The 22,071-nt window shown below is 67.9% G+C and carries 21 protein-coding genes; 11 read left to right on the forward strand and 10 right to left on the reverse strand.

The window, feature by feature from the left end:
• Nucleotides 1-47: 47 nt before the first annotated feature.
• Both DTA15_RS22885 and DTA15_RS22890 read right to left on the reverse strand, forming a co-directional pair.
• Nucleotides 48-500 carry a type VI secretion system amidase immunity protein Tai4 gene (locus DTA15_RS22885; protein WP_012493321.1) on the reverse strand — a complete coding sequence of 151 codons (453 nt, stop codon included), beginning with the start codon at nt 498-500 and terminating at the stop codon, nt 48-50.
• Nucleotides 497-1,090, reverse strand: a complete 594-nt coding sequence (locus DTA15_RS22890; RefSeq protein ID WP_227743155.1) for a type VI secretion system amidase effector protein Tae4 — start codon at nt 1,088-1,090, stop codon at nt 497-499. Before DTA15_RS22890 ends, DTA15_RS22885 begins: the two co-directional genes overlap by 4 nt.
• A gap of 193 nt (nt 1,091-1,283) precedes the next feature.
• On the opposite strand from DTA15_RS22890, the gene DTA15_RS22895 reads away from it, so the two are divergent.
• The 4 genes from DTA15_RS22895 to DTA15_RS22910 all read left to right on the forward strand — a co-directional run bounded on the left by DTA15_RS22895 (nt 1,284) and on the right by DTA15_RS22910 (nt 5,394).
• Nucleotides 1,284-1,994: a GntR family transcriptional regulator gene (locus DTA15_RS22895; protein ID WP_006482853.1), complete on the forward strand. Its 711-nt coding sequence runs from the start codon at nt 1,284-1,286 to the stop codon at nt 1,992-1,994.
• Between the two features lie 73 nt (nt 1,995-2,067).
• A complete protein-coding gene (locus tag DTA15_RS22900) occupies nt 2,068-2,874 on the forward strand; it encodes an SDR family oxidoreductase (RefSeq protein WP_006482840.1) in 807 nt (268 codons plus the stop codon).
• Nucleotides 2,875-2,909: 35 nt separating this feature from the next.
• Complete coding sequence (kce, locus tag DTA15_RS22905) at nt 2,910-3,842, forward strand: 3,5-dioxohexanoate:acetyl-CoA acetone transferase (protein WP_006482842.1); 933 nt, start codon at nt 2,910-2,912, stop codon at nt 3,840-3,842.
• A gap of 223 nt (nt 3,843-4,065) precedes the next feature.
• Nucleotides 4,066-5,394 carry an MFS transporter gene (locus DTA15_RS22910; RefSeq protein ID WP_006482829.1) on the forward strand — a complete coding sequence of 443 codons (1,329 nt, stop codon included), beginning with the start codon at nt 4,066-4,068 and terminating at the stop codon, nt 5,392-5,394.
• A 64-nt stretch (nt 5,395-5,458) separates the two neighbouring features.
• Here the strand turns inward: DTA15_RS22910 and DTA15_RS22915 are convergent, their stop codons facing one another.
• The 4 genes from DTA15_RS22915 to DTA15_RS22930 all read right to left on the reverse strand — a co-directional run bounded on the left by DTA15_RS22915 (nt 5,459) and on the right by DTA15_RS22930 (nt 10,058).
• Entirely contained in the window at nt 5,459-6,781 is a 1,323-nt protein-coding gene (locus DTA15_RS22915) for a TIGR00366 family protein (RefSeq protein WP_012493319.1), read from the reverse strand.
• 218 nt (nt 6,782-6,999) lie between these two features.
• Complete coding sequence (locus tag DTA15_RS22920; RefSeq protein ID WP_006482850.1) at nt 7,000-8,325, reverse strand: chloride channel protein; 1,326 nt, start codon at nt 8,323-8,325, stop codon at nt 7,000-7,002.
• 165 nt (nt 8,326-8,490) lie between these two features.
• Nucleotides 8,491-9,732 carry a cytosine deaminase gene (gene codA / locus DTA15_RS22925; protein ID WP_006482832.1) on the reverse strand — a complete coding sequence of 414 codons (1,242 nt, stop codon included), beginning with the start codon at nt 9,730-9,732 and terminating at the stop codon, nt 8,491-8,493.
• Nucleotides 9,729-10,058 (reverse strand): hypothetical protein, encoded by a 330-nt coding sequence (locus tag DTA15_RS22930; protein ID WP_227743154.1) that lies wholly within the window; start codon nt 10,056-10,058, stop codon nt 9,729-9,731. The genes codA and DTA15_RS22930 overlap by 4 nt, the downstream gene beginning before the upstream one ends.
• A 14-nt stretch (nt 10,059-10,072) precedes the next feature.
• On the opposite strand from DTA15_RS22930, the gene DTA15_RS22935 reads away from it, so the two are divergent.
• Nucleotides 10,073-11,215, forward strand: a complete 1,143-nt coding sequence (locus DTA15_RS22935) for a porin (RefSeq protein ID WP_006482831.1) — start codon at nt 10,073-10,075, stop codon at nt 11,213-11,215.
• Between the two features lie 230 nt (nt 11,216-11,445).
• Nucleotides 11,446-11,748 (forward strand): DUF4148 domain-containing protein, encoded by a 303-nt coding sequence (locus tag DTA15_RS22940; RefSeq protein WP_006482838.1) that lies wholly within the window; start codon nt 11,446-11,448, stop codon nt 11,746-11,748.
• 110 nt (nt 11,749-11,858) lie between these two features.
• On the opposite strand, the gene DTA15_RS22945 is transcribed toward DTA15_RS22940, so the two are convergent.
• Nucleotides 11,859-12,806 carry a LysR family transcriptional regulator gene (locus DTA15_RS22945; protein ID WP_012493318.1) on the reverse strand — a complete coding sequence of 316 codons (948 nt, stop codon included), beginning with the start codon at nt 12,804-12,806 and terminating at the stop codon, nt 11,859-11,861.
• Between the two features lie 188 nt (nt 12,807-12,994).
• On the opposite strand from DTA15_RS22945, the gene DTA15_RS22950 reads away from it, so the two are divergent.
• Together DTA15_RS22950 and DTA15_RS22955 are read left to right on the forward strand one after the other, a co-directional pair.
• Entirely contained in the window at nt 12,995-15,178 is a 2,184-nt protein-coding gene (locus DTA15_RS22950) for an FUSC family protein (RefSeq protein ID WP_006482844.1), read from the forward strand.
• A 136-nt stretch (nt 15,179-15,314) separates the two neighbouring features.
• Nucleotides 15,315-15,527, forward strand: coding sequence for a hypothetical protein (locus tag DTA15_RS22955; RefSeq protein ID WP_006482828.1), 213 nt, complete (start codon nt 15,315-15,317; stop codon nt 15,525-15,527).
• Nucleotides 15,528-15,665: 138 nt separating this feature from the next.
• Here DTA15_RS22955 and DTA15_RS22960 read toward each other — a convergent pair whose 3' ends face one another.
• Nucleotides 15,666-16,775 carry a P1 family peptidase gene (locus tag DTA15_RS22960; protein WP_006482834.1) on the reverse strand — a complete coding sequence of 370 codons (1,110 nt, stop codon included), beginning with the start codon at nt 16,773-16,775 and terminating at the stop codon, nt 15,666-15,668.
• A gap of 64 nt (nt 16,776-16,839) precedes the next feature.
• Nucleotides 16,840-18,246, reverse strand: a complete 1,407-nt coding sequence (locus DTA15_RS22965; RefSeq protein ID WP_006482833.1) for an APC family permease — start codon at nt 18,244-18,246, stop codon at nt 16,840-16,842.
• A gap of 130 nt (nt 18,247-18,376) precedes the next feature.
• Between DTA15_RS22965 and DTA15_RS22970 the strand changes: the two genes are divergently transcribed.
• Nucleotides 18,377-19,177, forward strand: a complete 801-nt coding sequence (locus DTA15_RS22970; protein WP_006482848.1) for a helix-turn-helix transcriptional regulator — start codon at nt 18,377-18,379, stop codon at nt 19,175-19,177.
• 24 nt (nt 19,178-19,201) lie between these two features.
• On the opposite strand, the gene DTA15_RS22975 is transcribed toward DTA15_RS22970, so the two are convergent.
• Nucleotides 19,202-19,579, reverse strand: coding sequence for a nuclear transport factor 2 family protein (locus DTA15_RS22975; RefSeq protein WP_006482852.1), 378 nt, complete (start codon nt 19,577-19,579; stop codon nt 19,202-19,204).
• 375 nt (nt 19,580-19,954) lie between these two features.
• Here DTA15_RS22975 and DTA15_RS22980 point away from each other — a divergent pair, with 375 nt between their 5' ends.
• Both DTA15_RS22980 and DTA15_RS22985 read left to right on the forward strand, forming a co-directional pair.
• On the forward strand, nt 19,955-20,839 hold the full coding sequence (locus tag DTA15_RS22980) for a LysR family transcriptional regulator (RefSeq protein WP_012493317.1): 885 nt from the start codon (nt 19,955-19,957) through the stop codon (nt 20,837-20,839).
• A 173-nt stretch (nt 20,840-21,012) separates the two neighbouring features.
• On the forward strand, nt 21,013-21,945 hold the full coding sequence (locus DTA15_RS22985) for an AEC family transporter (protein WP_195765983.1): 933 nt from the start codon (nt 21,013-21,015) through the stop codon (nt 21,943-21,945).
• The last annotated feature ends 126 nt before the right edge of the window (nt 21,946-22,071 follow it).

Here is a 22,071-nt window from a genome sequence, read left to right on the forward strand (position 1 = left end):
GAAACGGCATGCGGCGCGCCGTTGCATTGCGTAGCGGCGCTTGATCGCTACCGCGGCTTCGGCGAATGCTCGGTTCGATAGGTACGGTTCGGACGCGATACGAGCTGCTTCGCTGCAGCGTCCAGTTCCTTGCCGTGATACAGATCGACGCACTTCAGGAAGTCGAACTTCACGTCCGCGACTTCCGATTCGACAACCGGACTCCGATAGTCGCGAGCCAGATACTTCGCGACCAGCGCGTGAATGACGTCCGGCGCACGTTCCATGTCGTAGTAGGTCCAGTCGCGCAAAGCGCTGATGCTGCTGCCGATGTCCTTGCTCGCGCCGGGCGCCTGCTTGTATGCGGTAGCCAGGCACTCCGCGAGCACCATGTCCTTGAAGTTCTGGAGGTAAGTTCGTGAGCCGGCCTCGGGCGAAGTTTGTGCGACGTCCTTCGCCACGGCCATCGCCGGTTGAAACGCGATGCACGCCAACGCGGCAGCGATCCGGACTCCCCTCATGACAGGCTCCAAAAATTTGCGCGATCGGTACGATACCGCGCGCCCGGTTCGTTGAAGTAACAATGGTCGTAACACGTCCGCCCATTGAACAGCGTGGCGTGGCCCTGTGCATCGCTCCACCCCGACACCTCGAACAGGATGACGCCCTGCCGACCCGCAAGCAGCCCTCCGTTCGACGGCGGGTATTTGACGCCCTCAGCCTTCCCCCAGCGTTGCTCGAGAAAACGAATCAAGTCCCGGACACGAAAAAAATATTGCCGATTGTCTCTGCCCGGGACCGTTTGCTCGGGGATTCTCGGTATCACCATACCGGCTTCACCCAGGATATAACTCATCCTCACCGCGCAAGTATTGCTCCATCGCTCTGTCGGATTCGGATTGTTGACGTTCTTCTCGACGTATCCACCTATCACTTTCGCAACGCGCTCACCGGAATTTGCCGGGTCGTAGATTCGCTGAGATGCCGCCCATGCAACGGCAAATGATGGACGTTTCACTTTGGCTCCTTGTTGTTGAGATGAATTCGACTCGAGGGCAAACGCATCGAAAACTCGCGACGGCTCATGTGCTCCGGGGACCTTCGAATCCATCGAATCAGGGCGTCATGATGCGTGATTTGAAAGTTTTTTGTAATGACGACGACTTCCCGGACGCCGCCCCTCTTCTATTGCCCCCCTCGTTTTCCCCAATCCCGTTCGCCTTGACTCCGCTCCTCCGATCGTCAAAACTTCGCATATCGTCAGTGTGATCACAGATCGCAGATCAAACCCAGGAGAGCCCGCCTTGCCGCCTCGTATCGCCCCGCCCGCATTGAAGGTCATCGAACAGGAAACGATGGCCGACAAGGTCTACCAGCAACTGCGCGAAGCGCTGATGAGCGGCCGCTTCGCGCCTGGCCAGGCGCTGAGCCTGCGCAGCGTGGCCGAGGCGGTCGGCTCGTCGACGATGCCGGTGCGTGCCGCGCTCACGCGGCTGCGCGCCGAACGCGCACTGGTCGACGGCCCGAATCGGGCGCTCGTCGTCCCGCCGATGACGCTCGACATGCTCGACGAACTGCGCGACGTGCGGATCGCCCTCGAAGGCTGCATCGCCGAGCGCGCGTGCGCACGGATGACCGACGCGCAGATCGCGGCCGTACGCAAGACCTGCGAGACGATGCAGGCACACGCCGAGGCCGGCCGCTCGCGCGCCTACCTGCAAAGCAATTTTGCGTTCCACAGCGCGATCTATGCGCACGGCGCCAGCGAAAGCACGCTCGCGATCGTCGAGAACCTGTGGATGCGCGTCGGCCCGTTCCTCAACATGGTCGCGCTCGACATCCCGCACATGCGGCGCTCGATGGATGCGCACCGCGCGATCGTCGATGCGCTCGAACGGCGCGATGGCGCGGGCGTGCGGGCCGGCATCGCGCTCGACATCGGCGGCGCCGCGCACGACCTCGCCGAGACGCTGCGGGCCGAACAGACACCGCGGACCGTGAACGCGAAGCCGTAGCGACCGCCTGCCACGGCCGCCCGATACCCAAGCGGCCGTCATCCCACAACATCAACGATGGAGACAACCCGGCATGACAGCTTCCGACCTGCTGAAACCCTATGACGGCCTGCGCGTCCTCGTGACCGGCGGCGCATCGGGCATCGGTCTCGAAATCGCCGACGCGTTCGCCGAATGCGGTGCGCGCGTGCACGTGTGCGACGCATCGCAAGCCGCGATCGCGGCGCTCGCCGACCGGCCGCCGCGTGCCGCGGCCGGCGCGATCAGCGCGACGCTGGCCGACGTATCCGACCCGGCCGCCGTCGAGCGTGTATTCGCCGACGTGTCGTCCCGGCTCGGCGGCCTCGACGTGCTGGTCAACAACGCGGGCATCGCCGGCCCGACCGGCGGCATCGACGAAATCGACCCCGTGCAATGGGAGCAGACCGTCGCGATCAACCTGAACGCGCAATTCCAGTTCGCGCGCCGCGCGGTGCCGCTGCTGCGCGAGTCGAAACACGGCGGCGCGATCATCGCGCTGTCGTCGGTCGCCGGCCGGCTCGGCTACGCGTTCCGCACGCCGTATGCGGCCACCAAATGGGCGGTGGTCGGTCTCGTGAAAAGCCTCGCGATCGAACTCGGGCCGCTCGGCATCCGCGTGAACGCGATCCAGCCCGGCATCGTGCGCGGCCCGCGGATGCGCCGCGTGATCGAGGCGCGCGCGCAGCAGCTTGGCATCGGCTACGACGAAATGGAGCAACGCTATCTCGAGAAGATCTCGCTGCGGCGCATGACCGATCCGGCCGAGATCGCCGCGACCGCGCTGTTCCTGTGCTCGCCGGGCGGGCACGGAATCACCGGGCAGGCGATCTCCGTCTGCGGCAACGTCGAAGTGCTCTGACGCCTCCTGCATCGTTCATCGAAAGGAATCCATCCGTGGCAAACGCTCGCAAAGTCATCATCACCTGTGCGCCGACCGGCGCGATCCATACGCCGTCGATGTCGCCGTACCTGCCCGTCACGCCGCACGAAATCGAGACGGCCGCGGTCGCGGCCGCGCAGGCCGGCGCGGCGATCCTGCATCTGCACGCACGCAACCCGTCGGACGGCAAACCGACGCAGGATCCGGCCGTGTTCGCCGAATTCCTGCCGCGCATCAAGGCACAGACCGACGCCGTGATCAACCTCACGTCCGGCGGCAGCCCGCACATGACGGTCGACGAACGGCTGCAGCCCGCGCTGCATTTCCAGCCCGAGGTCGCGTCGCTGAACATGGGCTCGATGAACTTCGGGCTGTACCCGATGCTCGAGCGCTTCCGCGAGCTGAAGCATCCGTGGGAGCGCGAACATCTCGAGAAAAGCCGCGATCTCGTGTTCAAGAACACGTTCGCCGACATCGAGACGATCCTCACGCGCTGCGGCGCGAACGGCACGCGGTTCGAATTCGAGTGCTACGACATCTCGCACCTGTACAACCTCGCGCACTTCGTCGATCGCGGGCTCGCGAAACCGCCGTTCTTCGTGCAAAGCGTGTTCGGCCTGCTCGGCGGGATCGGCGCGCATCCGGAGGACCTGATGCACATGCGCCGGACGGCCGACCGCCTGTTCGGCAGCGATTACGTATGGTCGATCCTCGGCGCCGGGCGCAACCAGATTCCGCTCGCGACGATCGGCGCCGCGCAAGGCGCGAACGTGCGCGTCGGGCTCGAGGATTCGCTGTGGATCGCGCCCGGCAAGCTCGCGGAATCGAGTGCCGCGCAGGTCCTGAAAATGCGTCAGGTGCTCGAAGGCCTGTCGCTCGAGATCGCGACGCCGGCCGAGGCGCGCGCGATGCTCGCGCTCAAGGGCGGCGACGCGGTGAATTTCTGATCGCCGGGTCGCCACCCCAACACCAGAATCCGCAAGCGCAGTGACAAGGCGCCGGCCCGAGCCGGCCGGCGCCAGGACGCCCTTCATCGCCCCGCTCCGTTCGAGCGCCGCCGGCGCGGCTCCGTCGTCTGCCCATCCGCTGCCCGCACCGCAGCGGCATTTGCCGAACGCGGCGCGCCGTGCTTGCCGTGCGCGCCGGTTCGCCCTTACCGGAGTCGTCCGCATGTCCACTCATCACGCTCAGGCCCTGTCGTCCGCCGCCGGCGACGCGAACGCGTCGCTGAACCGGCTGCTGTTCCGCAAACTCATGCCGCTGCTGATCGCCGCGTATGTGATCAGCTTTCTCGACCGCACCAACATCGCGTTCGCCAAACACTCGATGGGCGTCGATCTCGGCATCTCATCGGCCGCGTACGGACTCGGCGCGGGGTTGTTTTTCCTGACCTACGCGCTCTTCGAGATCCCGAGCAACCTGATCATGCATCGCGTCGGCGCACGCTTCTGGATCACGCGGATCATGATCACGTGGGGCGCGCTGTCGGTCGCGATGGCGTTCGTCAGCGGCGAAACGTCGTTCTACGTGATGCGCCTGCTGCTCGGCGTGGCCGAAGCCGGCCTGTTTCCCGGCGTGATGCTGTATCTGACGTACTGGTTCGGCCGCGAGGAACGTGCGCGCGCCACCGGCTATTTCCTGCTCGGCGTGTGCATCGCCAACATCGTCGGCGGGCCGCTGGCCGGCGCGCTGATCGAGCTCGACGGCACGCTCGGCTTCCACGGCTGGCAATGGTTGTTCGTCGTCGAAGGCATTCCGGCGATCCTGCTCGCGTTCGTCGTATGGATGCGATTGCCGGACCGGCCGAGCGCCGCGCCGTGGCTCGCTCCGGAAACCGGTCGTGCGCTCGAGCACAAGCTGGCCGCCGAACAGGACGCGGGCATCGCCGCGCACGGCGGCCATGCGTTCGGCGCCGCGCTGCGCGATCCGCAGATCTGGCTCGCGATCTTCGTGTACTTCTGCCACCAGTTGACCATCTACACGGTGATCTTTTTCCTGCCGGGCATCATCGGTGCGTCGGGGCGCCTCTCGCCGTTCGCGGTCGGGTTGCTGACTTCGCTGCCGTGGCTCGCCGCCGCGCTCGGGGCCGGCACGCTGCCGCGCTTCGCCCGTGAATCGCGTCATTCGCGCCGCATGCTGTGCGCGGGGCTGGTGGTCATGGCGGCCGGGATGGTCGGCGCCGCGCATGCGTCGCCGTTGGCGGGGCTGCTCTGCGTGTGCGTGGCGGCGTCGATGTTCTTCGTCGTCCAGTCGATCGTGTTCACGTTTCCGGCGTCGCGGCTGGCGGGCAGCGCGCTGGCCGGCGGGCTCGGGCTCGTGAATACGTGCGGGTTGCTCGGCGGCTTCGTCGGGCCGACCGTCGTCGGCGCGATCGAACAGGCGACCGGCAATGCAAAGAACGGGTTGACGCTGCTCGCGGCCGCGCTCGTGATCGCAGCGTTCGCGAGCCTCGCATTGCGGCACGGGCACGAGCGCGCCGACGTGCGGTCGCGCGGCTGAAGGCAGGCTGAAAAAATCCAGCGGACAGGATGCGGGCCTCGCGCCCGCCTCTCGTCTCACTTCGTCAGAACAGATACATCCCGGCGACGAACACCACGCCCGAGAACAGCAGGGTCGTCACGCAGTACCCCATGATGTCGCGTACGCCGAGCCCCGCGATCGCCAGCGCGGGCAGCGCCCAGAACGGCTGCGCCATGTTGGTCCACGCCTCGCCGTACGCGATCGCCATGGCCGCCTTGCCGAGATCGGCGCCGAGCGCCTGCGCGGCCGGCATCACGAACGGCCCCTGCACGACCCAGTGGCCACCGCCCGACGGCACCGCGAAATTGATCACGGCCGAGCTCAGGAATGCGAGCAGCGGGAACGTGTGCACGTTCGCGATATCGACGAACCACTTCGTGATCACGCCCGCGAGCCCCGAGTGATCCATCAGTGCCTGGATGCCGGCGTAGAACGGGAACTGGATCATGATCCCGGACGCGCCGCGCGCCGCGCCGGCCACCGCGCGTGCATAGGCCATCGGCGTCCGGTGCAGCAGGATGCCGGCCGCGAGGAACGCGAGGTTCACCGTGTCGATGTCGAGCGCGAAGCCCTTCTGCGCGAAACGCAGCACGAGGAACGCCGCGCACAGCGCCGCGACGAGCATCGACAGCACGCGGCTCTCCTCCATCCGCTCCGCGAACGTCGCGTCGGGCCCGAGCTTGCGCTCGACGCTCGGCGGCTCGGCGAGCAGCGCCGGATCGACGCTGACGACGTCGCCCGGCTTCGGCATCATCATTCGAGCGAGAAACGGCAGCATCACGATCAGCCCGATCGTGACGAACGCGTTGTAGCCGGTGAAGATCGTGTCGGACACCGGAATCAGGCCGATGGTCTTTTCCATCGGATTGCCTTTCGTCGCCGCGACGAGCGGGATCGAACCCGACAGCCCGCCGTGCCAGCTCAGGAAGCCCATGTAGGCGGACGCGACGAGCAGCCGGTAGTCGCTGCCGGCCACGCGGCGCGCGACTTCGCGCGCCAGCATCGCGCCGAGCACGAGCCCGAAGCCCCAGTTGATCGCACAGGCCAGCGCGCCGACGAACGCGACGAGCATCACGCCCTGGCCGGGCGTGCGCGCGGTGCTCGCGAGCGCGACGAGCAGGCGCCGCACGGGCGGCGAACTCGCCAGCGCGTGGCCGGTGACGAGGATCATGACCATCTGCATCGAGAACGCGAGCAGGTTCCAGAAGCCCGAACCCCACATCGTCGTGAGTTGCACGGGTGTGTTCGGCGTGAGGCCGAACGCGAGCGCGAACGTGACGATCGTCAGCAGGATCGCGAAAATCAACGGGTCGGGCAACACGCGGTGGACCACCTGCGTGAAGAAGCGGGAAATGCGCTGGATCAACTTGAGCTCCTCGTTTCCTGATAGGGACATCCGCGCGTATCGTTGTTGGTTGAGGCGCGGAAACGCGCGGATTCTTGCACAGAACCGGCGGACGCGCTTCGGCGCGCAAAATCACGATCGCGTCGTGTCAGGACAGGGAAACGGGGAAAAACGGAGAAAGGCGGCACGATCCGCGCCGCCTTCGAGGGTAATGGCCGCCGCGCGTCAACGCACCGTCGTCACTTCACTGGCTCGCTCAGCGTCGCCACGTCCGTCACCCGCCGCTCGGCGAGCCGCTGCGCGAACCGATACGCGACGAGCGATCCCGCCACCGCCAGCAGCATCGGCACGAGGCTGTCGTGATTCGCACGCGTGAATTCGAGCAGCAGCACGACGGCCGTGACCGGCATCTGCATCGATGCGGCGAGAAACGCGGTCGCGCCGATCAGCGCGCATCCGCCGAGCGATGCGCCGGGCCACACGGCGCTCCACAGCCCGCCGAGCACGACCCCGAGCAGCGCACCGTTCGCGAGACCCGGCGTCAGCAGCCCGCCCTCCGCGCCGGCCCGCAGGCTGCCGGCCTCGATCAGCACCTTCAGCACGAGCAGCGCCGCCGCGAGGCCGATCGTCAGCGTGCCGTCGAAACCCAGCGACGCCGGCCCCTTGCCATTGCCGAGCAATTGCGGAAACCGCATCGACAGCACGCCGATCACCGCGAAGTTGAGCAGCGCGAACACCGGCAGCCGCCAGTCCTTCGGCGCGTTCGCCCGCGCGCGGGTGGTGAGCCGCACGAACCCGTACGCGGCGAAGCCGAACAGCGGCCCGCAGACGACCGACCATGCGACGAGCGGCGTGCTCAGCACGAACGCCGGCACCGTGTACTGGTGTTCGTTGCCGAGACCGAGCCACGCGACGATCGCCGCGATCGCGGACGTCACGACCGCCACGACCAGCGCACGCAGTTCGAACGTGCCGAGCAGCACCTCGAGCACGAAGATCGCGCCGCCGAGCGGCACGTTGTAGACGGCCGCGAGCCCCGCGCCGGCGCCGCATGCGACCATCAGCCGGCAGTCGTCGGGCGTGAGTCCCGCCGCATGGGCAAGCCGCCCGGCGAGCAGCGAACCGATCTCGCGCGGCGCGACTTCGCGGCCGAGCGGCGAGCCGAGCGCGACGGTGACGATCTGCAGCAGCGCGTGAACCGTCGTGCTGACGAACGGCATCCGCGGATCGGCCGCGCGCACCGCGCGGCGGATGCTGACGAGCGGTCGGCCATACCGGTAAAGCGCCCACCAGCCGCCGCCAGCGACGATCCCGCAGACGACCAGGACCGCCAACCGGCGCAGCGGCTCGGCGCCGGTCACGCCATTGAGGAAGCTCTCGGCGCCGATCACGTGCGCGACGCTGTAGCCGTACGCGACGTGCTGGATCGCATGCAACAGCAACGCGAGCAGCATGCCGCCGAGCCCCGCGCCGATACCGGTCAGGACCGTGACGACGGCCACGCGCGCGAACGGGCTGGCGGTCGGCGAAGATGCCGCGGGAGCGGACGGAAGATCGAGGCGCATAAGGTCGGCGAACGGGAGATCGAAAAGACGGCATGCAACCCGCACGCCGTCGTCAGCACCGCATCGTAGGCCTGCACCCCTTATGAGGCAAACGTATTTTTCGAATCGACTCATGCATTTCATGAATGCACGGCGTCCGGCGGGCCGTAATGGCCCGCCTCCTCGTCAATCCGGATACGTGATCCGCTCCGGTTCGCGCCGCATGATGACCTGCCCGTGGCGCATCGACAGCGTGGCCTTCGCCTGCCGGCGCACGGCTTCGTAGTCGCTGTCCGCATCCAGCACGACGAGATTCGCCGGACGTCCGACCGCGATGCCGTACCCGTCGCCGAGGTGTAGCGCCGTCGCGCTGTGGTCGGTCACGAAGTCGAGGCAGCGCTGCAGGTCCTGGTAGCCCATCATGTGGCAGATATGGAGGCCCGCGTCGAGCACACGCAGGATGTTGCCGTTGCCGAGCGGATACCACGGGTCCTTGATCGAATCCTGCCCGAAGCACACGTTGAGGCCGGCACGGTCGAGTTCCGCGACGCGCGTGACGCCGCGCCGCTTCGGAAACGTGTCGAAGCGCCCCTGCAGATGGATGCTCTCGGTCGGGCACGAGATGAAGTTCAGCCCTGCCCGTTTCAGCAGCCGGAACAGCTTCGAGCAGTACGCGTTGTCGTACGAGCCCATCGCGGTCGTATGGCTCGCGGTCACGCGTGCCCCCATGCCGCGCACGCGTGCCTCTTCCGCAAGCACTTCGAGAAAGCGCGAATGCGGATCGTCGGTCTCGTCGCAGTGCACGTCGACGAGGCAGCCCGTGCGCTCCGCGAGGTCCATCAGGAAGCGGATCGAGCTGACGCCCTGCTCCCGCGTGTTCTCGAAATGCGGAATCCCGCCAACGACGTCCGCGCCGAGTTCGATCGCCCGCTCCATCAGCGCGCGGCCGCCGTCGAACGATTCGATGCCCTCCTGCGGGAACGCGACGATTTGCAGATCGATCAGCCCGCGCGCCTCGTCCTTCACTTCCAGCATCGCCTTCAGCGCGGCGAGCGTCGGATCGGTCACGTCGACGTGCGTGCGTACGTGCTGGATCCCGTGGTCGCGCAGCATGCCGATCGCCGCATGCGCGCGCGTTTTGGTGTCCTCGTGCGTGATTGTCGCCTTGCGCTCGGCCCAGCGCTCGATGCCCTCGAACAGCGTGCCGCTCATGTTCCACGCGGGCTCGCCGGCCGTCAGCACGGCATCGAGGTGGATATGCGGCTCGACGAGCGGCGGAATCGCGAGACGGCCGCCGCCGTCGATATGGTCCGGGTTCGTCGACGCAATCGGCGCGGCTTGCGCGTCGATGCGCGCGATCTTGCCGGCATCGATGCCGATCGTGAACAGGCCGTCGCGGCCGCGCAGGCGTACGTTGAACAGGTTCATGGGGAGGCCTCTTGTCGTGCATGCGTGAACACGGCCGCGCGATCTGCGTCGACGACCGTGCGGTCCGGGCAATCAGTATGGAGGAAAAGCGGCGACGCGCGCACCTGCCGCGCATGTTGCATCGACACGACAACCGGGCTGCGCGGGACGGCAGCCGCATGCCGGCCGTCACGCAGGAACGGCCGGCCCGACGCGCGCGCGACGCCGCGTGTCAGTTTTGTGAAGGACTCTTGCCGGATCAGGAACAGTGCGCTCGCGGCCCCAAGGCCCTTGCGCGTGCGGCGCATTCCTATACTTGCGCCGAACTTTGGTTTCCAGTCCCACACGCAGGAGCTTCCCGATGAAAAAAACCCTGATCGCCGGTGCGTGCGCCGCCACCCTGTTCGCGCCGCTCGCCCACGCGCAAAGCTCGGTCACGCTGTACGGCCTGATCGACGCCGGCATCGCCTATACCAACAACGTGAACGGCGCGTCGCAGTGGCGCATGGCGACCGGCACGATCAACGGCAGCCGCTTCGGCCTGCGCGGCACCGAGGATCTCGGCGGCGGCCTGAAAGCGCTGTTCGTGCTCGAAAACGGCTTCAACGTGAACAACGGCGGGCTCGGCCAGGACGGCAAGCTGTTCGGCCGCCACGCGTATGTCGGCCTGAGCCGCGCCGGCTACGGCACGCTGACGCTCGGCCGCCAGTACGACACGATGGTCGACTTCGTCGCGCCGCTGTCCGCGACGGCCGGCGATCTCGGCGATGCGGGCTTCGCGCATCCGTTCGACAACGACAACCTGAACCACTCGCTGCGCATCAACAACGCGGTCAAGTACACGAGCGACACGATCGCGGGCTTCAAGGTCGGCGCGCTGTACGCGTTCTCCAACTCGGCGAATTTCAGCGCCAACCGCGCGTACAGCGTGGCCGCGAGCTACACGAACGGCCCGCTGAAGCTGGCCGGCGCCTACCTGCAGATGAACGGCACGAAGGGCTCGACGAGCGCGAGCCCCGGCGCGACCGATTCGGCCGAGGCGAAGAGCCTGAACCAGGGGGGCTGGTCGATCGGCTCGGACCGCATGCGCACGTACGGCGGCGGCGTCAGCTACGTATTCGGGCCGGCGACCGTCGGCTTCGTCTACACGCGCTCGCAGTACGACAACACCGGCTCGTTCGGCTCCAGCGGCCAGATCGCGTTCAACAACTACGACGTGAACGTGCGCTATGCGGTCACGCCGGCCGTCAGCCTCGGCGCCGCCTATGTGTACACGGACGCCAGCGTGTCGAATCCCGACAGCAAGCACGGCACCGATCCGAAGTGGCATCAGGTCGACCTGCAGGCCGTGTACAAGCTGTCGCGCCGCACCGACCTGTACGCGGAAGCGATGTTCCAGCATGCGTCCGGCCGCGGCTACCAGGCGTTCATCAACACGTCGGGCGGCGCATCGAGCACGGCGAACCAGGTCGTCGGCACGATCGGCATGCGCACGCGCTTCTGACCGGCAGCGCGCAACGTCGCCCGCCTGTACCGAGCCCGTGTGCACGGCGCCCGTGTTTGCTCACGGGTCCGGCCGCGGCGGGCGACAGCGCCAATGTTGTTGCTTCTGGAACGCAGCCCTCCTGGAATCGGGGTGTTTGCGCATCGGCCCGCTGCGTAGACTGACGTCGAAGGTCGGAGCCGCGCGTCGCGCGTCGATCCGGCCACCCACCCCGTATTCAGGAGAACCTCGTGAAATCGCTCGTCGTTACCGCCGCCGCTGCCATCCTGCTTGCCGCACCGGCCCTGTCGTTCGCCCAGCAGGCGAAGTCGCCCGTCACGCGCGCGCAGGTGCTGCAGGAACTGATCGATCTCGAATCGGTCGGCTACAACCCGGCGCGCGGTGAAGTCGGCAACTATCCGGAGGACATCCTGGCGGCGCAGGAACGACTGCAGGCGAAGCGTCTCGCCGAGCGGAAAGCGGCGCAGGCCGCCTACGGCCCGGCCGGGGCGCCTGCAACCGAATCGGGCGCGGCGGCCAAGCCCGCGCTGTGATGACGTGCGTCGCTCGCATCGAGCATGCATGGCGAGCGACGCGTAGTGGATGTTTGCAGGAAACAACCCGCCGCGCGCCGATGCGCGCACGGGGTTCAGGCGGCCTGCGCTCAGGCGGCCTGCGGTTCGCGGTCGATCGCGTTCAGCATCTCGACGTCGCGCGCGATCATTCCCGGCACTTGCGCACGCAACATCTCGACCCAGGTCCGCACCTTCGCATCGACGAAACGGCGCGACGGGTACAGCGCATACACGTTCATCTTCTGCAGGATATGCGCGGGCAGCACACGGACCAGCGTGCCGTCGCGCAGCGCGTCGATCGCCGAATACAGCGGCAGCATGCCGATCCCGATGCCGTCGCGGATCGCGAGCGCGAGCGATTCGGCGGTATTGGTCTGCACCGGCCCGGCGACGTGGATCTGCTCGACGCCTTCGGGCCCTTCGAGCACCCATTCGTGCGTCGGAAACGCCGGCGTGCACAGCGTCAGGCACGCGTGCGCGGCGAGATCCTGCGGGCGGGCCGGCACGCCGTGCCGTTTCACGTAGTCGGGTGACGCACACAGAATGCTGAAGGTCGACCCGAGCAGGTGCGACACGAGTTCCGAATCGGGCAGCGACGACGCGGTGACGACGGCCATGTCGCTCGTGCCGTCGAACAGGTCGGGCATGCGCTGCGACAGCGACAGCTCGATCGACACGTCCGGGTACTGCGTGTGATAGCGCGTCAGCGCGGGCATCACGTAGTGGTGACCGACGCTCGCGAAGCTGTGCATGCGCAGCACGCCGGCCGGGCGCTCGTGCGCGCAGCTCGCTTCTTCTTCCGCGCGGTCGACGTCGGCGAGGATCTGGCGGCAGCGCCGCAGATAGCTTTCGCCGGCCGACGTCAGCGCGAGACGGCGGGTCGAGCGATTCATCAGACGGGTGCGCAGGCGCGCCTCCAGCTCCGACACCGCGCGCGACATCGCGCCGGTCGTCGAATTCAGCGATTGCGCGGCGGCGGTGAAGCTGCCCGTCTCGACGACGCGCGAAAACACCCGCATGTTTTGTAGGGTATCCATTCCTGTGAGCAACCTGTAGCGGAGCCGCCATTTTCCTCCACTGGATGCGACAGATTGTTACTTCGGCTGCAACTATCGTTTCCCCGCAACTGCGTTAATGCGCGGGCGCCGCGCTCCTACAATCGGCGCCTCACCAGTCGAACGGGCCGTTCGGACGCGCCGCGGCACCGCGCCGGCCCCCTCTTTTCATGAAGCCACAACCTGCGATCGAGCGATCTTCCATCGAACCGGCACGATGGAGGCCATGGCTCGATCCGCTCGGCAACGCGGCGCGCGACTGGGCCGCGACCGACGGGCTGATCTGGCTGCATCTCGCGAAAACGGTGCTCGCGGCGCTGCTGGCGATGGGCATCGCGATGCGTCTCGAGATGTCGCAGCCGCGCACCGCGATGACGACCGTGTTCGTGCTGATGCAGCCGCTGTCGGGCATGGTGTTCGCGAAGAGCTTCTATCGCGTGCTCGGCACGGCGGCCGGCCTCGTCGGCGCGCTCGCGCTCGGCGGGCTGTTCGCGCAGCAGCCGGAGCTGTACATGGCCGGCATCACGCTGTGGATCGGCGGCTGCATCGCCCTCGCGGTGCGCAACCGCCACTTCCGCTGGTACGGCTTCGTGCTCGCCGGCTACACGGCCGCGCTGATCGGCCTGCCGGCCGTGATGACGCCGCAGACGCTGTTCCAGTCCGCGCTCACGCGCGCCGCGGAAGTCGCACTCGGCATCGCGTGCTCGGGCGCGGTCAGCGCGCTGATCCTGCCGTTGAGTTCCGCGAAGGCGCTGATGCGCTCGTTGAGCGCGCGCCACGCGACGTTCGCGGCGTTCACGGCCGGCGCGCTGGCGGGCGACGTCGCGCGCGGCGATTTCGAACGGCGCTTCGCCGATTTCGTCGACGACATCGTCGGCTTCGAAGCCAACCGCGCGTTCGCGTCGTTCGAGGACCCGCACATTCGCGCGCGCAGCCGCCGGCTCGCGCGGCTGAACAGCGAGTTCATGAACGCATGCACGCGGCTGCATGCGCTGCACCAGCTCGTCAAACGGCTGCGCGCGAATCATTCGGACGCGGTGCTCGACGCGCTGGCGCCGCACGTCGACGCGCTCGCGCTGCGCTTCGCCGCGTTGCGCGACGAACGCCAGCACGGCATCGCACCGGCCACCGGCGCGCTGCTCGAACTGCGCCGCTTCCATGGTGCGTTGCCGAAGGCCGCGCGCGCGTCGCGACGGGCCATCGAGGACCATGCGGCCGGCGGCCTGCTCGACTTCGATACCGCGATCGAGCTGCTGTACCGGTTCATCGGCGAATATCTCGGCTACGTCGATACCTACGCGTCGCTCGATCAGGACGACCACGCATTCGAGCGCTCGGTCACGCATTACGCGGTGAAGACCAATGCGTTCTTCGTCGGCTTCGCCTTCCTGCGCACGGTGGTGGCCGTCGGTGCGATGAGCGCATTCTGGATCGCGTCCGAATGGCCGAGCGGCTCGCTCGCGGTGATCGCCACCGCGATCGCATGCGCGCTCAGCTCGACCTCGCCGCGCGCGCCGAAATTCGTCGCGCAGATGAGCGTCGGCGCGGCGTTCGCGACCGCGGTCGGCTACCTGTTCCTGTGCTACGTCTATCCGAACATCGACGGCTTTCCGCTGCTGTGCGCGGCGCTCGCGCCGGTGCTCGGCCTCGGCGCGTTCCTCGCGATGCGGCCGGGCCTGTCCGGCTACGGGATCGGCTTCGCGGTGTTTTTCTGTCTGCTCGCGGGCCCCGACAACGCGATCGCGTATACGCCGGAAGTGCTGATCAACAACGGGCTGGCGATCGTCGTCGCGATGCTCGCGTGCTCGCTCGTGTTCGCCGTCGTGTTCCCGACCCACATGCCCTGGCTCACCGGCCGGATCGCGCACGACTTGCGCCGCCAGGTGACGCTCGCATGCGAAGGCTCGCCGGACGGCCTCGCGCAGCGCTTCCAGTCGAGCACGCACGACCTGATGGCGCAACTGCGGACGCTGCTGGTACGCCGCACGCGGCAGCATCGCGATGCGATGCGCTGGATGCTGTCGACGCTCGAGGTCGGCCATGCGGTGATCGACCTGCGCGACGAACTGCACGCGTTCTGCGCGTCGAAACCGCCGCAGACGCTGCGCTGGACCGGTTCGATCGACGCGGTGCTGAACGAACTGCCACGCTTCTTCGACGATCCGACGCCCGGCCACCATGCACGCACGCTGAAATCCGTGAATCTCGCGATCCGCGCGGCGCAGCACACGCTGCAGGCGTGGTACGCGGTGCCCGACGCGCGTCGCAGCATGCAGCGGATCGTCGGCTGCCTGCACTTCATGCGCAGCGCGCTGCTCGACAAGGACGCGCCGTTCAACCGGCACCGCCATTGAAGGCCGATGCGCGCGCAACGGGATCGTTGTTCCGGATGGAAATAAGCTCTACAGCCGCGGTGATTAATCTTTAAGCAGTGCGAGCCTATAGTTTCCTCACTGCCAGCGAGACTGGCACTCACCCAGGAGAACTCAAATGAAACCGCTGCACCTCGCCCTCGTTGCCCTGTCGCTCACCGCTGCTGTCGCCCACGCACAGCCGGCGCCGGCAGACGTCGCACCGCAACAGGCGAACCGCGCCGAGGCGATCAAGGCCGCCGGCCGCGTCGATCGTGCGCAATCGAAGCAGGAAGACCCGAATGCCTGCGTCGGCCCCGTCAGCTTCTGCAACATCTATTTCGGCAGCTGAGCATGACGCCGCGTCGTCACGGCCAGGCCCGTATCGCCCGCACCGCGCGCATGACCTGCGCGGGCGGACGGCGGTCCGGCCGATCGCCGCATCGCCGTTCCGCCCCACGCCGCTTCGATTGAAGCGGCGCTTGCCGTTTCAGGCGCCGCGCCCCGGCCGCCAACCCACTTCGCGCAACGCATCCAGCAAGCGCGCCGGCCCGAGCCCCTCGACCCGCGCCCCGCGCGACGCGACGTCGCCGCCCGCGACCAGCGCATTCACGATCGCCTCCTCCACTGCTTCGGCCGCCGCGACGAACAACGCGGAAATATGGTCGTTGTTGACCATTTGCACGCCGGTGGTCGGCGTACCCTTGCTGCCGTAGTTCGCGGCCGGCAAGCCGTCGTTGCCGGTGGCGAACGCGAGGAAGATGTCGCCGCTCGAATCCTCGGTGCCGCCGCCGACGCGGGCGAGCCCGACGCTCGCGCGCTGCGCGAGACGCGTGCATTGATGCGGCAGCAACGGTGCGTCGGTCGCGATCGTGACGACGATCGAGCCCATGCCGGCCTCGCCTTTCGCGTCCGCGTCGCGGAACGGCGAATGCACGTGCCGCAGCACTTCGCCGACCGGGTAGCCGGCCACGCGCAGCATCTCGCGTACGCCGTAGTTCGCCTGCACGAGCGCGCCGACGGTCCAGCCGCCCGCCTCGTCCGCCAGCACGCGCGATGCGGTGCCGATGCCGCCCTTGAACTCGTGGCAGATCATGCCGGTGCCGCCGCCCACGCCGCCTTCGGCGACCGGCCCCGATTGCGCGGCGGCCAGCGCGCGCTGCACGTGCGCGGCGTTCACGTGCTGCCCCCAGATGTCGTTCAGCAGTCCGTCGTAGGTTTCCATCACGACCGGCATGCACCAGTACACGCGGCCGGCCGCCGCTTCGCGTTCGTTCGCGACCAGCGCGTCGCGTACCGCACCGACGCTGTGCGTGTTCGTATAGGCGATCGGCGTCGTCAGCAGGCCCGCTTCGCGGATCCATTCGAGCCCGGTCGCGTCGCCGTTGCCGTTCAGCACGTGCACGCCCGCGAAGCACGGCGAATCGTGCACGGCGCCCGCGCGCGGCTCGATCACGGTGACGCCGGTGCGGATCGACGCGTCGCCGTTCTCGACGTTCAGCGTGCAATGTCCGACCCGCACGCCCGGTACGTCCGTGATCGCGTTGAAGCGGCCCGGCGTGCCGAGTCCGATGCGGATGCCGAGATCCCTCGTGCGCATGATGCAATTCCTCCCGTCTTTCAATGGTTCGGTATATCGGTGCTGCAAGGTGTCGATCCGGTGCTCAGAGCGCGCGGAACGCTTCGCTGTGGCGCGCCCAGGCCACGTACATCACGAGTGCCGCGACCAGCAGCCCCGCGATGATGATCAGGTCGGTCGGCTTCGTCGCGGTGGCCAACGTCGTGACCAGCGTATACGCGGCGCCCGCCACCGCGACGAGCGGCGTCACGGGCCACAGCGGCATCCGGTAGTGATGTTCGACGTCGCGGCGCACGAACCGGCTCGCGAGCGCGGCCAGCCCGACGACGAGGTAGATCAGCAGCAACAGGTCGACCGTGAACGCGGTGAGCTCGTCGAGGCTCGACACGAACACGAGCCCGGCCGACGGTATCGCGAGCGCGATCGTCGCCAGCCACGGCGATTCGAGGCGCGGATGGATCGCCGAGAACGCGCGGTTGCAGGTGCGCGACCAGAGCGCATGCCGGCCGCTGCTGTACAGCAGGCGACCCATCGTGATCACGATCGCGATGATCGCGTTGAACACCGACAGGAAGATCCCGCCGCTGACCACCCGCGACACGGCCGGATTGCTCAGCGAGCGCACGACATAGCCGATCGGATCGGCGCTCTTCGTCAGTTCCGTCAGCGACGGCGCACCCAGCACGATCGCGGTGAGCGGAACCAGTTCGACGACGAGGATCACGAGCAGCGAATAGATCACCGCCTTCGCGACGTTGCGGTTGCCGCCGCGCAGGTCTTCCGCGAGATACGCGGCCGAGCCGAAGCCGTTGTAGCAGAAGATCGCGGTGCCGATCGCGGGCACGATGGCCGCGAGCGTCGCCGGCACGAGCGCATTGCCGCTCGCGACGACCGGTGCGATCAGCACTTCGGCGCCGCGATGCGGCGACCCGAAGCCGAGCCCCGCGATCAGCATCAGCACGCCGATTTCGACGACCAGGAACGCGCCGGTGATCCAGGCGTTCGTCTTGATGTTCAGCATGCCGAGCAGATAGCTGAGCAGCACGATCGTCAGCGCGACCGACTGGTTGCTGAAGTGCGTGCCGAGCGCGTTGTTCAGGTATGGCGCGGCGCCGCTCGCGAGCACGGCGGGGATGAACACGCTGACCGACAGCACCGTAATGAAGGTCAGGTAGCCGGGCAGCGTGCCGAACACGCGCTTGGCCATCACGTATTCGCCGCCCGCACTGCGATGCGCAGCGCTGAGTTCCGCATAGCAGAGCGCGAACGCGAGCGCGAGCACGCCGCCGAGCACGAACGACAGCACGGCGCCGCTGCCGGCCTGCTGGATCGCGAACGGCGCGATCACGAAGATCGAGCTGGCCGGTGTCACGCCCGATACGGTGATCATCACTGCGTCGCGCACGCTGAGCGTCTGCGACAGCGCGCGCGGCGCGTCTTCCATTGCGGGCGCCGCTTGCACGCTGCCCGTCGATTCCGACATCATCGCCATTTCGTTCTCCTGCGCCTATGCTGCTCTTTTTTGACAACCCATACTCGGGCCCGATTGATTGCGTGGCAGTCTAGGAAGCCAATTTCAGGACCGCTATTCCCCCTTCGTGTTACGCCCTTCCGGTGGTGGTATGGATCGTCTCTTTTCGGAAATCGCAATGCACCAGGCGCTTGGCCGCGCAATCGATCATCTCGGCCAGCCGCGCTTCTGGCGGTTCCTGGTGCTGCTGCTCAATGAAATGGTGCCGTTCGACAACGCGCTCGCGACCGCGGTCGGCAGCGACGGCGTGCCGCTCGTGCTCGACGAATACGACACCGGCGGCACCGACAGCGCGTCGCCCGTGCCGCTCTACCTGAACGGCGTCTATCTGCTCGATCCGTTCCTGCAGGCCGCGCACGACGGGCTCGCCGACGGTTGCTACCGGCTCGAGGAAGTCGCGCCCGACCTGTTCCGGCAGAGCGAGTATTTCCTCAGCTATTTCCGCGACGCGGTCGGCGACGACGAGATCCAGATTCTCGTGCGGCCGAATGCCGACACGCTGCTGTCGCTGTCGCTCGGTGCGTCGACGCGCTTCGACGTCGAGCCGCTCGGCAAGCTGACGGCCGCGATGCCGTGGGTGCTCGCGGCGATCCGGCAGCACTGGCGGCTGGTGGGCGATGCCGCGCGCGTGATGCCCGACGCCGATCTCGGCGCACGTGTCGAGCAGGCGCTCGCGCGCTTCGGCGCGGGCGTGCTGACCGACCGCGAGATGTCGATCGCGCGCATGGTGCTGCGCGGCAATTCGTCGAAGGCGATCGCCGAGCGGCTCGCGATTTCACCGGAAACGGTGAAGGTGCATCGACGGCATGTGTATGCAAAGCTCGGAATTTCGTCGCAACCGGAGCTGTTTTCGCGGTTCATCCAGGCGCTGGGCGAGGACGCGGCGGGATGAGTGCGCCGATGCACGCGACTGCCTTCACCCGCCCGCCTCGATGAACCCGCCATCGGGCGCCTGGTGCGGCACGTACCAGCCGAAATACACCTCGGCCTCGACGATCCGGCCGTCGCGTACGCGCAATCGCTCGGCGTTGCGAAACCGCCGTCCGGCGGTCGTGACGGCTTCGTATACGACGAACACGTATTCGCCATGCACCGCCACGTCGACGAACTCGAAGCCTGCGAGCATCGCGCTGTTCGGCCAGCAGCGCGCCAGATACGCGTCGCGGTCGAGCCGGTTGTCGAGCGGGCTCGTGAAATGGAAGTCCGGCGCGATCAGCGCTTCGATCGCGTCGCGGTTCTTGTCGACATACGCGCGATAGCTCGCACGCGCGACTTCACCGGGATCGTCTGGCATCGTCGTTACCTCCGCGAAGGGTCGGGGTGACCGCAACGGCTCGCGTCGCCCCGGCGCATCGATGAAACGGAAACGGGCGGCACGCACGGCCACGGCCGCTCACGCGTGCGCGGACCGGCGTGCATGTCCGGCACGACGGCATACATGAAGGCACGCACCGGCCGATCCGCCGGTCCCGCACCGCGCCTGTCGGCGCAGGCCGGGGTGCGCGTCGGTTGCCCGTTTCCGCACGCACGGGCATGATGTCCGCCAGCGTGCCGGCGCCAGCCGTCCGCTTCGGCGGTCGTCGACACCCCGAGCGGCATGCCGCCACTGCGCCACCGGCATCGTCGAGCAATCCGCGTGCCGTCCCCGTTCGTCCATCTCACCGAGCCCATGTCACTCCGCGCCTTCAGAACGCTCGTCGCCATCGCCCGCTACCGGACCTTCGCGCGCGCCGGCGAAGCCATCGGCCTCACCCAATCGGCGGTGAGCCTGCAGATCAAGACGCTCGAAAGCGAATACAACGTGCAGTTGTTCGACCGTTCGCGCCGGCAGCCGGTGCTCACCGAAGCCGGCAACATCCTGCTCGCGCAGGCCGAGCAGGTGCTCGCGATGGTCGACCGGATTCCCGATGCGCTCAGCGACGAGAAGAAGCTGGTCGGCCGGCTGCGGATCGGCGCGATCCAGACCGCGTTGTCCGGCCCGCTGCCCGACGCGCTGCTCGCGCTGCGTGCCGCGCATCCGTCGTTGCGCGTGCACGTGTCGGCCGGCATGTCGGTGGAACTCGCGAACCGCGTCGCGGCCGGCGAGCTCGACGCGGCGATCACGACGCGCCCGGTGCGCCCGCACCCGACGGAACTGACGTGGACCACGCTGTACGAGGATCGCTTCTGGCTGCTCGCGCCGCCCGGTCATGCGGAACGCGACGCGGGCGCGCTGCTCGATGCGCTGCCGTTCATCCGCTTCGACGCGCAGGCGTGGGCCGGCCGGATGATCGCCGCCGAGCTGCGCCGCATCGGCGTGCGCGTGCGCGAGGAGATGGTGCTGGACAGCGCGGAAACGATCGCGCGCATGGTGGCGCGCGGGCTCGGTGCGGCGATCGTCGCGCTCCCCGACGCGACGCTCGCGCGCCTGCCGCCGGTCACGCGCTTGCCGTTCGGCCGGCCGCAGATGGGCCGCGCGGTCGTCCTGCTCGAACACCAGTCGCGTCCGGCCGAACGTTTCGCCCGCGCGCTGGCCGCCGAAGTGACCGCGTCATCGATGAGAATTTCTCATTGAACACCCGATAATTCACCATTATTCCTGTTGCTTGCGCGTGTTAACTTGGCGGCATCGTCACTCTTTCGATTGCATGTCGCCATGTCGTCCGCCGGATGGATTCCCGCGTCGTTCCGCTGCGTTGCCTGCCGGCCGCGCCGGCGCTCCGGCACGACCCGCATGAAGGCGCGCCGATGATCGGCCCGATCCTGCTCGCGCTCGCGCCGGTCGCGCTGCTGGTCGCGTTCGGTCATGGCCTGCGGCGCACCGGCTTCATCGCCGCAGCGTTCTGGCCGCACGCCGAGCGGCTCTGCTACTACGTGCTGCTGCCCGCGCTGTTCGCGGACGGCCTCGCGAATGCGCGGCTGCAATCGTTGCCCGTTTTACCGCTCGCGGCGGCGCTGGTCGGTTCGACCGCATTCGCCGCGGCGCTTCTTCTGCTGGTCCGCCGGTTCGTGCGGGTCGACGGCGCCGGCTTCACGTCGGTGTTCCAGGGCGCCGTGCGTTTCAACAACTATGTCGGCACCGCGCTCGCCGCCGGGCTGTTCGGTGCGAAGGGCATTGCACTCGCGGCCGTCTGCGTCGCGGCGATCGTGCCGACCGTCAACCTGATGTGCGTGCTGGTCTTCGCGCGCTACGGCGACACGCGGCTCGGCGCGGCCGCGCTCGTGCGGCAGATCCTGTCGAATCCGCTCGTCGTCGCCTGCGCGCTCGGGATGGCGATGCAGGCCGGCGGCGTGGCGTTTCCGGCCGCCGTCGAGCCGGCCGTGCGGGCGCTCGGCGCCGCGTCGATGCCGCTCGGCCTGCTGTGCGTGGGCGCGGCGCTGACATTCGATGCGGCCCGCGCATGGTGGCAGCCGGTGTGGGTCGCATCGGCGTTCAAGTTCGTGGCGATGCCACTCATCACGTTCGCGGCCGGCCGGCTGTTCGGGCTCGGCGACGCGGCGCTGACCGTCGCGCTGCTGTTCCAGGCGCTGCCGACCTCGTCGGCGTCGTACATCATGGCGCGCCAGCTCGGCGGCGACGCGCCGCTGATGGCCGGCATCACCGCGTTCCAGACGATCGCCGCCGCGCTCGCGATGCCGGCCGTGCTCACCGCGCTCGCGTCGGCGCCCGCGTTTCGCTGACGACGCCCGCCCAGCCCCCCTTCCCTGAATCGGCCCGCAGGCCGGCCATCGCGCGGTTCGGCATCGTTTAGCCGCGCGCGGCCACGCACGCCTCGCGGCACACGCTTCCTTTCGAGATTGCACGCC

It is taken from the genome of Burkholderia cenocepacia (assembly GCF_900446215.1).
Taxonomy (GTDB): Bacteria; Pseudomonadota; Gammaproteobacteria; order Burkholderiales; family Burkholderiaceae; genus Burkholderia; species Burkholderia cenocepacia.

Excerpts from the sequence above, each read along its gene's own strand:
- codA (WP_006482832.1), bottom strand. The coding sequence starts at position 9,732 with ATGAACCTGTTCAACGTACGCCTGCGCGGCCGCGACGGCCTGTTCACG.
- DTA15_RS22955 (WP_006482828.1), top strand. The coding sequence starts at position 15,315 with ATGAAACCGCTGCACCTCGCCCTCGTTGCCCTGTCGCTCACCGCTGCT.
- DTA15_RS22890 (WP_227743155.1), bottom strand. The coding sequence starts at position 1,090 with ATGGATTCGAAGGTCCCCGGAGCACATGAGCCGTCGCGAGTTTTCGAT.
- DTA15_RS22985 (WP_195765983.1), top strand. The coding sequence starts at position 21,013 with ATGATCGGCCCGATCCTGCTCGCGCTCGCGCCGGTCGCGCTGCTGGTC.
- DTA15_RS22980 (WP_012493317.1), top strand. The coding sequence starts at position 19,955 with ATGTCACTCCGCGCCTTCAGAACGCTCGTCGCCATCGCCCGCTACCGG.
- DTA15_RS22935 (WP_006482831.1), top strand. The coding sequence starts at position 10,073 with ATGAAAAAAACCCTGATCGCCGGTGCGTGCGCCGCCACCCTGTTCGCG.
- DTA15_RS22950 (WP_006482844.1), top strand. The coding sequence starts at position 12,995 with ATGAAGCCACAACCTGCGATCGAGCGATCTTCCATCGAACCGGCACGA.
- DTA15_RS22960 (WP_006482834.1), bottom strand. The coding sequence starts at position 16,775 with ATGCGCACGAGGGATCTCGGCATCCGCATCGGACTCGGCACGCCGGGC.
- DTA15_RS22885 (WP_012493321.1), bottom strand. The coding sequence starts at position 500 with ATGAGGGGAGTCCGGATCGCTGCCGCGTTGGCGTGCATCGCGTTTCAA.
- DTA15_RS22920 (WP_006482850.1), bottom strand. The coding sequence starts at position 8,325 with ATGCGCCTCGATCTTCCGTCCGCTCCCGCGGCATCTTCGCCGACCGCC.
- DTA15_RS22945 (WP_012493318.1), bottom strand. The coding sequence starts at position 12,806 with ATGGATACCCTACAAAACATGCGGGTGTTTTCGCGCGTCGTCGAGACG.
- DTA15_RS22900 (WP_006482840.1), top strand. The coding sequence starts at position 2,068 with ATGACAGCTTCCGACCTGCTGAAACCCTATGACGGCCTGCGCGTCCTC.
- DTA15_RS22970 (WP_006482848.1), top strand. The coding sequence starts at position 18,377 with ATGGATCGTCTCTTTTCGGAAATCGCAATGCACCAGGCGCTTGGCCGC.
- DTA15_RS22910 (WP_006482829.1), top strand. The coding sequence starts at position 4,066 with ATGTCCACTCATCACGCTCAGGCCCTGTCGTCCGCCGCCGGCGACGCG.
- DTA15_RS22975 (WP_006482852.1), bottom strand. The coding sequence starts at position 19,579 with ATGCCAGACGATCCCGGTGAAGTCGCGCGTGCGAGCTATCGCGCGTAT.
- DTA15_RS22965 (WP_006482833.1), bottom strand. The coding sequence starts at position 18,246 with ATGGCGATGATGTCGGAATCGACGGGCAGCGTGCAAGCGGCGCCCGCA.